The 14,234-nt window shown below is 58.3% G+C and carries 8 protein-coding genes; 4 read left to right on the forward strand and 4 right to left on the reverse strand.

Annotation, left to right across the window (positions count from 1 at the left end):
- Positions 1 to 35: 35 nt before the first annotated feature.
- From dmul_RS08910 to dmul_RS08920, 3 genes are read left to right on the forward strand one after another with little or no spacing between them, the layout of a single operon-like run.
- Positions 36 to 1,916, forward strand: a complete 1,881-nt coding sequence (locus dmul_RS08910) for an NADH-quinone oxidoreductase subunit 5 family protein (RefSeq protein WP_020876416.1) — start codon at positions 36 to 38, stop codon at positions 1,914 to 1,916.
- A 12-nt stretch (positions 1,917 to 1,928) separates the two neighbouring features.
- On the forward strand, positions 1,929 to 3,407 hold the full coding sequence (locus tag dmul_RS08915) for a complex I subunit 4 family protein (protein ID WP_020876415.1): 1,479 nt from the start codon (positions 1,929 to 1,931) through the stop codon (positions 3,405 to 3,407).
- Positions 3,407 to 4,822, forward strand: a complete 1,416-nt coding sequence (locus dmul_RS08920; protein WP_020876414.1) for an NADH-quinone oxidoreductase subunit N — start codon at positions 3,407 to 3,409, stop codon at positions 4,820 to 4,822. Before dmul_RS08915 ends, dmul_RS08920 begins: the two co-directional genes overlap by 1 nt.
- Before the next feature lie 126 nt (positions 4,823 to 4,948).
- Here the strand turns inward: dmul_RS08920 and aroF are convergent, their stop codons facing one another.
- Both aroF and dmul_RS19720 read right to left on the reverse strand, forming a co-directional pair.
- Complete coding sequence (gene aroF, locus dmul_RS08925) at positions 4,949 to 5,971, reverse strand: 3-deoxy-7-phosphoheptulonate synthase (protein WP_020876413.1); 1,023 nt, start codon at positions 5,969 to 5,971, stop codon at positions 4,949 to 4,951.
- Positions 5,972 to 6,249: 278 nt separating this feature from the next.
- Complete coding sequence (locus dmul_RS19720) at positions 6,250 to 10,044, reverse strand: PAS domain S-box protein (protein WP_020876412.1); 3,795 nt, start codon at positions 10,042 to 10,044, stop codon at positions 6,250 to 6,252.
- A gap of 330 nt (positions 10,045 to 10,374) precedes the next feature.
- Between dmul_RS19720 and dmul_RS08935 the strand changes: the two genes are divergently transcribed.
- Positions 10,375 to 11,517 (forward strand): THUMP domain-containing class I SAM-dependent RNA methyltransferase, encoded by a 1,143-nt coding sequence (locus tag dmul_RS08935; protein WP_020876411.1) that lies wholly within the window; start codon positions 10,375 to 10,377, stop codon positions 11,515 to 11,517.
- 174 nt (positions 11,518 to 11,691) lie between these two features.
- Here dmul_RS08935 and dmul_RS08940 read toward each other — a convergent pair whose 3' ends face one another.
- Both dmul_RS08940 and dmul_RS08945 read right to left on the reverse strand, forming a co-directional pair.
- A complete protein-coding gene (locus tag dmul_RS08940) occupies positions 11,692 to 12,339 on the reverse strand; it encodes a cytochrome b/b6 domain-containing protein (protein WP_020876410.1) in 648 nt (215 codons plus the stop codon).
- Between the two features lie 30 nt (positions 12,340 to 12,369).
- Positions 12,370 to 14,034 carry a tetrathionate reductase family octaheme c-type cytochrome gene (locus dmul_RS08945; RefSeq protein ID WP_144016415.1) on the reverse strand — a complete coding sequence of 555 codons (1,665 nt, stop codon included), beginning with the start codon at positions 14,032 to 14,034 and terminating at the stop codon, positions 12,370 to 12,372.
- Positions 14,035 to 14,234 lie beyond the last annotated feature (200 nt).

Consider the following 14,234-nt stretch of genomic DNA (forward strand, 5'->3'; position numbering starts at 1 on the left):
CCCAGGTAATGCATGAAATGACCGGAGCGCCTATCATGATGACTGCCATACAGACCGCAAACACCCTGTCCACCACCGCCTTCTGGGCGGCAGCGACAGCGTCCCTTTTGCCGCTTCTCGCTTTCGGAACGATCATGGTTTTTTTCCTCAAAAAACCGAAATGGGCGGCGTGCATCTCCATTGCCGCCGTTTCCGGATCCCTGGTCGCCGGCGGGATCCTTGTGGTGCGCCATTGGGGTATGACGGCGCCGGTCGAGTGGTCCGTATCCTGGGCGGTGTCCGGCGACGTGTCGGTCCCATTCGGTTTTCTGATCGATCCCCTGAGCCTGCTGATGCTGGTCATTGTCACCGTCATCTGCTTTCTGGTACAAATCTATTCGCTGGGGTACATGGCCGGAGATCCCGGATTCGGACGGTATTACGGGTGCATGTCCCTCTTTGCCTGGGCCATGATCACCCTCACCCTCTCCGCGACCCTGCTGCAGCTCTATATCTTCTGGGAACTGGTGGGACTGGCCTCGTACCTGCTGATCGGGTTCTGGTTCGAAAAGTTCAGCGCGAGCACGGCCGGCAAGAAGGCCTTCGTCATGACGCGGCTGGGCGACGTGGCCCTTTTCATGGGCATCATCCTGATCCTGCTCCACCTGGGCAACGTCAATATCCGCCAGATCAACGGTCCGGAGGCGGCCGCGGCCATGTCGCCGGCCATGATCACCACGGCGGCGCTCCTGGTCTTCGGAGGGGTGATCGGCAAAAGCGCCCAGTTTCCGCTGCTGACGTGGCTGCCGGACGCCATGGAGGGTCCGACCCCGGTAAGCGCGCTGCTTCACTCGGCGACGATGGTGGCCGCCGGTGTCTTCCTCTTCGCGCGGATCCATCCCTTCTTCAGCCTGTCGCCCACGGCCATGACCGTCTGCCTCCTGGTCGGAACCGTGAGCATGCTGCTGTCGTCGACCATGGCCATGGTCAGCCGGGACATCAAGCAGGTGTGGGCCTATTCCACCATCAGTCAACTGGGTTTCATGATCATGGGCCTTGGGGCCGGGGGGTATTTCGCCGGCGTCTTCCACCTCGCCACCCACGCGGGATTCAAAGCCCTGCTCTTCCTCTGCTCGGGCGTTTTTATCCACGCCTTTCACACCAACGACATGTTCGAGATCGGAGAGGCCGGCGGCCGGTCCCTCCGGGTGCCTATGCTCTGCATGGTGATCGCCGCCGCTGCGCTGTCGGGTCTCCCGCCGTTTTCGGGCTTTTTCAGCAAGGAGGCGATTATGAGCGCTCTGGCGGCCCACAGCAATCCCGTATGGCTGTGGATGGGGCTTTTCGGTGCATTCCTGACCGCCTATTACACCTTTCGCCTGATATTCGTCATTCTCTCCCCCCGGAACGCGTCCCGGAAAGCCCGCGGAGAAGATTCCGCCGAACACCGGTTCATGGCGGGGCCGTTGCTGATCCTGGCTGCCGTCACCGTTGTCCTGGGCTTTTTCAACCTCGAACTGGCGCGCTTTCTTGGCTACGGCAAGGTCCACGTGGAAGCCCACCACGGCCGGCTTCTCTACGCCGCCCTGGGCGCCGCCTTCTCGGGTCTTGCTCTCGCCTGGATCGAGTTTGGTCGGCGGGGCGCGGCTCAGGAGGGTTTTGTCGAACGGATTCCACCGCTTTTTGAGCTCTTCGCCGAGCGATGGTATATCGATCGGTTCTACCGAAAATTCCTGGATACCGTCATTTACGCCGGCATCTCGAGGAACTGCACCGAGAACGACCGGCGGGTGATCGACGGCGTCGTCGACGGTATCGGAAAGAGCGCTGCGGCAGGCGGACGTCTTCTGGCCGGCCTTCACCTGGGTATGATCCAGTACAAACTGATGGTGATGTTCGCCGTGATATTCATGCTGGCAATTTACTTCTTCTTTTAGGGTGATGATCTGATGCATACGGAGTTAGCCGAATTTCCATTTCTCTCCGCCATCCTCACGAGCTGCCTGGTGGGGCTCCTCGTGATCATGGTGCTGCCCGGACACCGGACCCGCGAGATCAAGTGGGTCAGCGCGGGCTTTTCCGGCGTGACCCTGATCCTCTCGGTCTACCTGTTCGCGGCCTACGATCAGGACCTGGGCGGTTTCCAGTTCGTCGAGCGTATGGCGTGGATTCCCCGGCTGGGCATCTCCTACTATAACGGCGCCGACGGATTCAGTCTGCCGATGCTGCTTCTGACCGGCATCGTCTTCTTTACAGGCGTTCTGACCATGTGGGAGCTGGAGCACCGGGTCAAGGAGTTTTTCGCCCTTGTGTTTCTCCTGGTGACGGGTGTCTTCGGCATGTTCATGGCCCTCGATCTCTTTTTTATCTTCGTCTGGTTCGATGTCTCCCTTTTTCCCATGTATCTCCTGATCGCGGTATGGGGCAGCACCCGCAAGGAATACGCCGCCATGAAGCTGACCCTCTATCTCCTGGCCGGAAGCGCCCTGATCCTGCCGGCCATCGTTTACCTGGTGGTTCAGGCGGGAATGGGAACCTTCGACCTGGTGGCATTGAGCGCCGAAGGGACCCTCGGCCCGGGGGTTCAGAAGTTCGCCTTTCTGCTGCTCTACATCGGATTCGGGATCCTGGCGGGCGTATGGCCGTTCCATACCTGGTCGCCGGTGGGTCACGTGGCCGCGCCCACGGCGGTGAGCATGATCCATGCCGGGGTGCTCATGAAGATCGGCGCTTTCGGCGTGCTTCGGGTGGGGATGTTCCTGTGCCCCGAGGGGTGGCAGTTCTGGGCGCCGCTCATGGCGCTGCTGGCCACCGTGGGGATCGTCTACGGCGCCTTTGTGGGCCTCAGCCAGACCGACCTCAAGTACTGCATCGGCTACTCCAGCGTTTCCCACATGGGGATTGTGGGGTTGGGCCTCGCCACCATGACCGCTGACGGCATCAACGGCGCGGTGTTCCAGATGTTCGCCCACGGGGTGATGACGGCGCTCTTCTTCTCGTCGGTCGGGTATATCTACGACCGGACCCACACCAAGATCATCGCGGAACTCGGGGGGCTGGGGCGGGTGATGCCCGTGGCGACCACCTATTTCATCATCGCGGCCCTGACGGGCATCGGGGTGCCCTGTCTGGCCAGCTTCTGGGCCGAACTTCTGGTCTTTATCTCGTCGTTCAAGGTCTACCCCGTGTACGGTATCCTCGCCGTTTCGGGGCTGGTGGTGAGCGCGCTCTTCATGCTCCGCGTCGTTCAGCGAACCTGCTACGGCCCGAAGAACGAAAAATTCGCCCATCTGACGGACGTATCCTTCACTCTGGGCATTCCCCGGATGATCCTGGTGTCGGTCATCGTGCTCTTCGGCCTTTTCCCGTCCCTCATGCTTGACGTGATCCGGACGGCGACAATCCCATTTCTTCATAGGTTGCCATAATGAACTGGATGATTTTCAGCCCTGAAATCTGCTGCCTGGTAACGGCGCTGGTGTTCCTGTTTCTGGCCATGGCGCCGACGGATGCCCGGCGGGATTACATCGTGGCGGTCGCCCTGACCGGCCTGGCCGTGTGCATCTCCCTTGCCGGGCTATATGCGGCGGGCGAGCTGTTTCACGGCACCTACCGTGTCGATCTCTTCTCCCAGGTCTTCAAGTCCCTGCTGCTCATGGGGCTTTTCCTCGTGGTCTTTATCAGCTCGGGCCTTTCCGGCATCGAACACCGGTATCATCCGGAATACTACATGCTCCTCAGCATCTGCACCCTGGCCATGATGATGCTGGTGAGCGCCGTCCATATATTGACACTTTACGTGGCCCTGGAACTGTCGAGTTACAGTCTGTATATCCTTGTTTTTCTGAGAAAAGGGCGTGATCAGGGTGTGGCCTCGGGCATGAAGTTCTTCCTCATCGGGGCGTCGGCATCGGCCACCATGCTTCTGGGTCTGGCCCTGCTCTACGGGGCGACCAACGCCGCTTACTTCCGGGTCATGGTAGAGGTCATTCCCGGCGTGATCCATCAGCCGGAGGTCATTCTGGGGCTCGCTCTTTCGCTTTCGGGATTCCTCTTCAAGATGGCGGTCTTTCCGTTTCATTTCTGGGCGCCGGACGTCTACGAGGGCGCGGCCCACCAGGTGGCGGCCTATATCTCCACCGCCTCGAAGGTCGCCGTAATCGCCGTACTGCTCCGAATGGTTGCCCTCAGCGGAGGAGAGAGTACCCACCTCGTACATTTCCTGGCCGTCCTGGCCATCATCTCCATGACCGTGGGAAACCTCACCGCGATCGCCCAGAAGGATCTCAAACGCCTTCTCGCATTTTCCAGCATCGCCCATGCCGGCTATGTACTGGTGGGGATTCTCTGCATCAGTCCGGAAGGCAACGTCAGTGCCATGTTCTACGCGGTCACGGTACTGCTCCTCAAATTCACCTGTTTTCTGGTGGTGATCCAGACGGCCTTTGACGGCGAAAACATTGATATCGACCGCCTTGCCGGACTTCACCGCCGGTCCCCGATCATGGCCCTGGCGCTCATGACGGCGCTGTTCGGGTTGGCCGGCATTCCGCCGACCATCGGGTTCACGGGCAAGCTCCTCATCTTTGTGGCGGCAATGGAGAAAGGCTATTTCGCCCTGGTCCTCATCGCCATGTTCAACGTCGTGATCTCTCTGTACTATTATCTCCTCGTCGTCCGGGCGGCCTATCTCCTCGATCCCCCGGAAGGAGCGGGCCCGCTTCCCGCCATGCCCGGCGCCAAAATCCTTGCCGGCACCCTTGTCGCCGCCATTGTGATCCTGGGCATCTACCCCACGCCCCTCCTGGATCTCATCCAGGCTGCGGCCACGGCGCTGGGGTAGACGTTGCCCGAAGTATTCATGTTTTTTTCAATACAGGCCTTGAACGGCCGTGAATTACGATTGGCTTCAGTGCCCTTCCCCAACGCGAGAGGGTAGGGCCGGGAGTGGAAAAAACAGGTTGGCGGTTCAAATCGCATCCGTGCCGTTTTGGAGGATCCTGAAGATGGCGTCGACCTGCCGGCAGAGCGATACGAACTGCTCGGGATAGAGAGACTGGGCCCCGTCGCTCATCGCCTTGTCCGGTTCATGGTGGACCTCCACCATGAGGCCGTGGGCGCCTACGGCCACCGCCGCCCGGCTGAGCGGGATGACCTGGTCGCGGCGGCCTCCGGCGTGGCTGGGATCGATGATGATGGGTAGGTGGCTTTCCTTTCTCACCACGGGCACGGCCGAGACGTCCAGCGTATTCCGGCTGTGGTTGACAAAGGTGCGCACCCCCCGCTCGCAGAGAATGACCTGCGTATTTCCGCCTTCGAGGATGTATTCCGCGGCCATGAGCCATTCGTCGATGGTGGCGGCGAGGCCGCGCTTCAGGAAAATTGGCTTCCGGGACCGACCGGCCCGCTTGAGGAGGCTGAAATTCTGCATGTTCCGGGTGCCGATCTGGATGATGTCGGCATAGGCCTCCACGAGATCGAAGGTCTGATCATCCATCACCTCCGTGACGATGGGCATGCCGGTGACTTCGCGCACCCTGGCCATGATCTTGAGGCCTTCCTCGCCCATGCCCTGGAAGGCGTAGGGAGATGTCCGGGGTTTGAAGGCGCCGCCCCGGAAGATGTGAGCGCCGGCGGCCTTGACCTTTTCGGCGATGGTGAGGGCCTGCAGCTCGCTTTCGATGGCGCAGGGGCCTGCCATGAGTGTGAGCCGGCCGTTGCCGATCGCGACATCACCAACGGTGACGATGGTGTCTTCGGGCTGGGTTTCCCGACTGACGAGCTTATAGGGGCGCGTGATGGGGACGGTGTCCTTCACGCCGGGAATTCCCAGAAACAGCGCGGCATCCACCGGCCCCTTGTTTCGAAGCACGCCGATGGCCACCCGCTCACCCCCGGGAATCGGTCGGGGGGTGTATCCTTTTTGTTCAATGATGCTGACGACATTTTCGATCTGCTCCGGTGTCGCGGTTTTTTCCATTACAATCAACATGCCGGTTTCCTCCCTGGTTTGTCAAAGAAAAAAAGGGCTGCGGTGGTGTTATCCCGCAGCCCTTTCTATACAGAAGAACCGCAGGCCGGGCGGCCTGCGGTTCATGGAATCTTATGGTACGTTCGGTGTCAGATGCTCGTGAATCGGTCGGCCCACCCTCGGGGGTTGTTGAGCCGCCACCACCAGTGTATTTGTCTGTCGGTCCTTATCACGATCATCACTCACCTGTCTAATCATCTAAAAATGATCATCCTTCATATCGGATCTTTGGAACGGCGTCAAGGCCTTTTTGACGCCGGGTTGTTGAGGACGTTGTCAAGCACATGGCTCAGGGTCTGGAATTCAAAAGGCTTGGGCATCATTCCCACAAAGCCGTAATCCCGAAAGTTCGACAAGACCGGGTCGTCGGAATAGCCGCTGAAAACTATGGCTTTGACGCCGGGATCCATCTCCAGCAACCGCCTGACGGCTTCCTTTCCACCCATGCCGCCGGGTATGGTCATGTCGAGGATAACGGCATCATAAGGGGATTCGGATGCCATGGCCGTTTGATATTTTCCGATCACTTCGGCGCCGTCCGTGGCGAAGTCCGGCTCGTACCCCAATCTTTGCAGCATTCGACCGATTATTTTCCGGAGAGCGGCTTCATCGTCCATGATCAGAATTTTTCCCTGGTTTCTGAGCAGCGCGAAAGGGGTCTTTGAGGGGATCGATTTGTCCGAAGCCGGTAAATAGATATGGAAGGTACTCCCTTTCCCCAGTTCGGATTCGGCGGTGATGTATCCGCCGTGCTTTTTGACGACGGCGTAACTCGTGGCCAGGCCCAGGCCGCTGCCTTCATGCTTCGTGGTAAAATAGGGATCAAATATTTTGAAAAGGTGCTTTTCGGCGATACCGACGCCCTGATCCGAGATGGATATCCGGATATACCGGCCCGGCAGTACCGGCAGTCCATCCTTCTCGCCGATCATAAGATTTTCGGCCCTGACATGAAGGATCCCGCCGTCCGGCATGGCCTGGTTGGCATTGATGACGATATTGTGAATGACCTGGTTCATCTGCCCGACGTCGATCTCGACCGGCCAGAGGTCCTTGGCGATGAAATACTCACATAATGTTTTTGAGCCGCGCAGCACAAAGGCGGCGGATTCCCGAATGAGCTCCTTGATGGAGACGGTATCCTTTACCGGCGCGCCCCCCTTGGCAAAGGTCAGCAATTGCCGGGTGAGTGTCCGGGCGCGGGTCGAGGTCGTCTCGATTTCATTGAGCAGATCAAAGAGTTCGCTCTCCGGCGCGGCGTGGTCCTTGGCCAGGGCGGTGTTTCCGATGATGGTCGTCAGAATGTTGTTGAAATCGTGCGCGATGCCGCCGGCAAGCATTCCCACGGATTCCAGTTTCTGCGTTTTTAAAAGCTCTTCCTCCATTCTTTTCCGTTCGGTGATGTCTCGCCAGATGCAGTGGTAAACAGGACGTCCCCCCACCTCGATCACCTGGGCCGTTACATGAACGTTCCTGAGTTCACCCTGTTTGGTGCGCTGGAGGGTGTCGAAATCGTCATGTCCCTTGTCCATCACATTACGGATGCGTTTCCGGGTGTCGTCCCGGGTCTCGATGCCGTCGATGTCATGGAGCGTCAGCATCGCGAACTCCTTCCGCGAATACCCCAGCTGGCGACAGACCTGATCATTGAAGTCAATGGGCCCGGCGACATCAGGATCGATGATCACCACGCCGTCAGGCCCCTTTTCGAAAAAGGCGCGATACCGCTCCTCGCTTTCCCGTAAAGCTTCGCCGGCCCGGACCTGTTCGGTCACATCCACCAGGGTGAACACCAGTCCGGTCGTGTTCTCGTTGTCGTCTTTTACGGGGATCAGGCTCCAGTCCCAATAGGTCACCCCGCGGTCGGGTTGTCCCGGATATTCAAAGGGCCTGGCCGTCGTGAAGAAAGCGGTTCCGGTATCCACGACGCTCTGGAATATCCGTTGGTTCTCCTCGTGAGGATAAAGATCGAAATGGTTTCTGCCCGGATAAAACGCGGCATCCCGGCGGTCCTTTTCAGCGTATGCCGAGTTGACCCATATGAAATTGAACCGGGTGTCCAGCATCGCGGCCATGATGTGGGTGTGGTCGAGAACGGCGGAAAGGATCTGATTGCGTTCCCTCAATTTCGAGGCGGTAATGCGGTGTGAGATCCCGATGGCAAGGCTTGAGGCCAACCGTTCAAACAATCGGATCTGCTTTTCGTTGAATTTATTTGGATGCCTGTCGTTGAATTGGAGCAGCCCCAGGCTCTGGTTTCCCGCCCGCAGGGGAATCAAGGCCACCGATTCGTATCCCTCCCCATTGCATCGGTTTCGTGTTCGGCTTTGCCGTTCCGCTTCAGTAGAGGATGCCAGAAGCGCCGTGGTGCTGTTGGTCCAGAAACTGCCGTTCGGAGTGAAAAAGGGCAGCGCCGGATCGAACCGGCCGTGGATGACGTTTCCGCACATGCATTCCAGCAGGGGATTTCCCGAGCCGTCGAGGATCGGTTTTCCGTTTGCATCCAATCGGCAAAGCCGTGATTCAGCTTCGACGAAATCCGGAAGGAACCCTCTGGTTTCAAAATAGGGGTAATCATCGCCTTTTCGAATGCGAATCCCCACGGCATCGCAGCCCGACCCATCGGCCATCAGGGTGATGACGTTCCGAATGAGCGTTTCCAGGCTGTTGTCCTGATGCAGGGCCTGGAGCAGGTGAAGCGTGATCTCCTGTTCGGATTCATGCTGCTTCTGATGGGTGATGTCCCGGATGAATGAAAAGAAGATGCCGCCGTTTTTTTCCGAAAAGGTGGTGCTGGTTTCGACGTCGAGGATCCGGCCGCTCTTGCAGCGATGCCGCGTTTCGAACCTGCCGCGGCCGAGTGCCGTGATCTCTTTGATGCGTCGCTCTACATCCGACGCGGATTCCATCGCCTCGATCCGGTCGACAGACATCTTCAGCATCGCGTTCCGGTCGTATCCGACGAGCTTGCAGTAGGCGTCGTTGACATCGAGGATGTACCCGTCCTGATCGACGATCATGAAGCCGTCAATGGAGCTCTCGATTATCTGCCTGTAGTATTCTTCGTTCTTTTTGCGATCAGATATGTCGCTGACGTTGCCTTCGTAGAGAAGGATATGCCCGTCCGGCCCGTAAATCGCGCGACTGCTGTCGGACAGCCAGATCTCCGAACCGTCCTTGCGTTTCGCTCTGAACTCGAAATTTTCGATTTTTCCGTTTTTCGTCATCTCCCGCTGCCATCGACGGCGTTCCTCGGGATCGATGTAACACTGACGCGATATATCGGAGATGTCGGCAATCATGGCTTCGGGGGATTCGTATCCGAACATCCGGGAAAAGGACGGGTTGACCGCCAGAAACCGGCCCTCAGGGGTGCTTTGAAAAAAACCCTCCACGGCATTTTCCAGGATATCCCGGTATTTCGCCTCGCTCAGTTCCAGGGCACTGGCCGCCTGGATGCGGTCGAGGCGGTTGATCAACAGCCTCCCCATGAGAACGGCGCCCAAAGGCAGCACCAGCATCACCGGCAGGCTGATTCTGGAGATAACGTCGAATGCGACCGCCTGGGGCAGGGTCAACATGCACACCAGCATCAGAATATGGGTTACGATACCCAGGAGATAGAGTTCCCTGACCGATGCATTTTTCAGATTCCCTTTTCGACATTGCCGCCACGTCAATCCGACCGCCCCGGAGGTGATGATGACCGCGATGCCGGTCCATGTTCCCGTGCCCCCGAGAACCACCCGGTATCCCCCGGTTATCGAGACGGCGATCACCGTCGGGACCGTTCCAAAGAAAAACCCTGTGATGCACAGCAGTACCGATCGGGTGTCAAAAATGATTCCGGGAAGAAATTCCACCGGATTCATCATGATGCCGACACCGATGACCCCAAGAATGGCGCCGAGAAAAACTTGTTTCGGAAAGGATTCAGATTGGATATGTCTTAAAAAAACGATGTCGTAAATCAGAATCATTGCCAGGAGCAATGCGACATTGTTGACGAGCCCGGCAGTGGATAACGATGTCATTGCAACTCACTTCATAAAACTCAACCTTCGACTTTCATCGGCACCGCTTTCCGGTCACCGTCATGAGAGTCGAAGGTTGAGTCATAATAAAAATAAATGCCTGCGATGTGTTCAAATCGGGGGATGGGAGGATAATTGGCATCAAAATCAGGAGGTGTCAAGATGGATGTTGCTGAAATTCATGTTGGTGTTCCGGGTAAACCGGTTGCATCGGGCGGTGGGGAGCGCTTGTGAATCTAATGCTTGGGCTTGACCCGATCTTTTGATATAAAACGGCTTCAGGAGATTGAGGGGTGAATCCCTGAGGCAGATAAAAAGATAGGATGTGTTTTGTTTGAATACCAGAAAAACAGGCGCTATTTCGCCCAGGTTGCCGGCGGAATCGAGGCCCTCGCGGCAAGGGAGCTGACGGCGCTCGGCGCCTCATCCGCCGAGATCGGGTACCGGGGCGTTCATTTCAACGCCGACCCGGCAGTGCTCTACCACATCAACTACAATGCCAGGCTCGTGTCGCGAATCCTGGCGCCTCTCGTTTCTTTTCGTTGCCGGGACCGTGAGGACCTATATCGGGCCGGGCGGTCCGTCGACTGGGGCGTTTTTTTTCCCCTGGAGGAGACCTTCGGGATATTTGCCAACGTCTCCGGAAACGAACGGCTCCGTCACTCCAGGTTCGCGGCTCTCTGCCTGAAGGACGCGGTGGCCGACGGCTTCCGAAGCCGGACCGGCAAACGTCCCAACGTCGATCCCTTAAACCCCGGGGTGTGGCTCAACCTGTTTGTCGAGGGGGAGAAGGGGATCATCAGCCTCGACACCTCGGGGGGATCGCTGCATCGGCGGGGATATCGGCGGGAAACCGTGGAGGCCCCGATGCGGGAAACCCTTGCCGCTGCAATGGCGGCGCTCTCCGAATGGCGGGGTGAACGGCCGCTTCACGACCCCATGTGCGGCTCCGGCACCCTCCTTTGCGAGGCCATGATGGCGATCTGCAGGATCCCCTCGGGATTTCTGAGACCCCGTTTCGGGTTTCAGTATCTGCCTGATTTCAAGGCCTCCCTTTGGAACCGGGTCAAGCGTGCCGCCGATGACGGCATGATTCCCCTGAAGGAGGGTCTCGTCAGCGGCGGCGACAATGACAAATCCGCCGTCAGGGCCGCCCGGATCAATTGCAGCCTCTTGCCCGGCGGCGACAGAATCCGTGTCCATCACCGGGATTACAACGATCTTTCCAGCCTCGAAAACCGAACCATCCTCTGCAACCCTCCCTACGGCATCCGCATGAAGCCGGAGGCCGACCTCGGCCTTTTCTTCAAGGCATTCGGAGATTTTTTGAAGCAACGCTGCAAAGGATCGACGGCGCTCATCTATTTCGGCAACCGGGAGATGATCAAGAAGATCGGGCTCAAGCCCACCTGGAAAAAGCCCATGCGCAACGCCGGTCTCGACGGTCGGGCCGCCCGGTACGACCTTTATTGAACCGCAGCACCAAACATCCTCCGGCGAAGGGTTCGGAAGAGACCCGCAAGACCGCGGCCGTGCTTTCGAACCGGCGGGAATGCGGGAAAAGCGCCGGCTGTTTTGAAATGGTTTCGCATTCCGGCACCGCAGGCGGATATCCGCCTGCGGTGGGATGCCTTTGACGGTTGGCGGTTAAACGGCCTTTTTTTCCCATTCCTCCACATGTTCGTCTTCCGGCACGGTCTCCCAGCCCGTGATCATGGCTTTGGTGTGGGCCAGTATGGTGTGTCCGGTGGTGGTCATGTAGACGTGGACGATGAAAAACGACAGAATGGCAAAGGCCAGGGCCGTGTGGACCAGGGCTACCGAAGAAAGGCTCAGGCCGCCCAGACCGTATTCGGCCCAGGAATTATAAGACCAGTATAGAATTCCCGTCAACATCTGGAGGGGGAGCAGCAGGGCCGCCAGAGAGAGGTAGGTCAGTCGCTGCAAGGGGTTGTGCTTGGCCTCCTTCCGCTTGGGAACCGGATGGGATTCCCCCCGGAAGATGCCGTAGCCGTAATACCGGACGACGGCGATCATCTTTCGGGTGGTGGGGATATACTGTTTCCATTCCCCGGTGGTAAACACCCAGAAGGCAAAGAAGGCAAAGGCGATCAACCAGGTGATGCCGGTGACGTTATGGATGCGGACGGCGGTCTCGAACCCCAGAAGGGAGATCGTTCCGTTGACCTCGAAGCCCGTGACCAGAAGGATCAGGATCAACGTCGCCTGAAGCCAGTGCCAGAAGCGTTCGTAGCGGGTATAGAGATAGATGTTTTTTAACGGGGTATCGCTCATGTCTCGTCTCTCCTTTTCGTGCAAAGGGGCCTATTTCGAATTCGGTCGGCGTTTTGCGTGAGTGAAGACCCTGCCGAAACCGTGAAGCATCACACCGATGAGGGAAACCAGAACCACCCCCCATCCCACGGTGTCAATCACTCTGAACGTGTCCCGCGCGGGCATGTGGAAGCCGGAAAGATTTGCAAGCCGGCTGCCTTCCCGGACGTGGCATTCCCTGCAGGATACGGTTTCGCTCCTGGGCGCCACCATGTGGGTGGTTGGATAGACATAGCTGGTTTCGACGAAGTCGAATTCACCGCTGTAGGGCAAGCCTGCGTGGCGCATGCCGCTTTCGAGAGCGCGTTTCCAGTCGTAGGCGGCCCAGTAAGCGTCGCTGCCCGGTTTCCCGAAAAGATGCGGAATCAAAAGGGTTTTATTGACCTTGTCATAGGGCTGCTTCCCCTGGTGAACCTTGAAGGGGAATATCCGGGCATTGGCATCCTCCCTGCTTCCCACGGGCCAGTTGATTTGAACCGTTCGACTCGGGTCGATCATGTCCCTGGCCGTGATGGAACTGATGGAGCCGTTGAACCAGAAATATTCGGGGACGACATTTTTGGCCCACACGAAATCACCCTTCTTTGTGTCGTAGGCCGCTTTCCCAAGGGGACCCTTCTCCTTGTAGGGTTTGCCCTCTTTTTTCCTGCCGGCCGTGGACCAGTCCCAGAACATTTTGGTGGGATTGACCCGTGCGAACTCGGGGATATGGCAGCTCTGGCAGGCGACCTTGTCGGTGTGGTCGTTGGGCTTGGATCCGGCGGCGTGGGGTGTGTCGGTATGGCAGGACTCGCACGTGATCTTGGACGTCAGGTCGTCCTCCACCAGGCTTTTACGGTCCCTGGCCGCCGGAGTCGCATAGGTGCGCCCGGCGATGTTGTGCAGGATCGTGGTGTGGCATCGGACGCAGTCGAAATTCTGCCCGTCGAGACCCATGTGGACATCGAGGGCCTTGTTGGGCTTGATGAGAGAGGTGTCGAGGTCGCCGTGCTTGACGCCGTCCCCGCCGCCGCCCGTGAAATGACAGGTACCGCAGTTTTTTCGGGTGGGGCGTCCCACGCTCTGGGCGACCTTGTTCCAGTCGGGCGGCAGGTAGGTTTTTCCGTTTTCCTTGAAAACGGTGGCCTCGGCAACTACGTTGCCGGCGGCGGTCGGAAATTTCTCGTAGGTTCCGGTCTGTTCGTGGCAGACCAGGCAGTCGACCTTGGTCTGGTCCGTGAAATCGAAAGTCTTGTCCTTCCATCCATACCCGGCATGGCACGACGTGCAGCGGGGTTCGTTGCCGTGTATGCTGATGCAGAAATTGTTGATGGAGTGACCGGCCTTGCCGATCTGCTGCGCCTTGGGGACGTTGGGATCGAGCCATGTCCAGTGGATGGTTTTATGGAACTGGGATGCCGCTTCCGAGTGACAGGTGAGGCATGCCTGCGTCACCTCCTCGCCGGAATGAAATTCCTGTTTTAGAATATCATGCTTGGTGTGGTCCGCCGTGATCCATATCTCCTGGTGAGACAGGGCCTGCCGGGCCATAGTCCTTCCCGGCGCCCGGTCTTTCCCGGCGCCGATATCAGCGTAGCCGACCGTCGCGACGGCGAGGAATGCCAGGCCGATCCATGCGATTGTCAGCCGCCGGTTCAAAGGGCTGAAAGAGTTCATGTATTTGTGGGTCATCTCCACCTCCATCGGGTTTCTGGTCTGTATCAACCTGGGTTAAAGGCTGAAGGCTATAGGCTGAAGGCTGAAGGGGTGCGCCCGGGGCGAACGGAGTGTTTATGCCTTTTCAGTCTCCAATGGCTATATATCGCCTGAAGGGGTGCGTTTGTGACGAACGGGGTACTTATCCCCCTTCAGCCTCC

This window comes from Desulfococcus multivorans (genome assembly GCF_001854245.1).
Taxonomy (GTDB): domain Bacteria; phylum Desulfobacterota; class Desulfobacteria; order Desulfobacterales; family Desulfococcaceae; genus Desulfococcus; species Desulfococcus multivorans.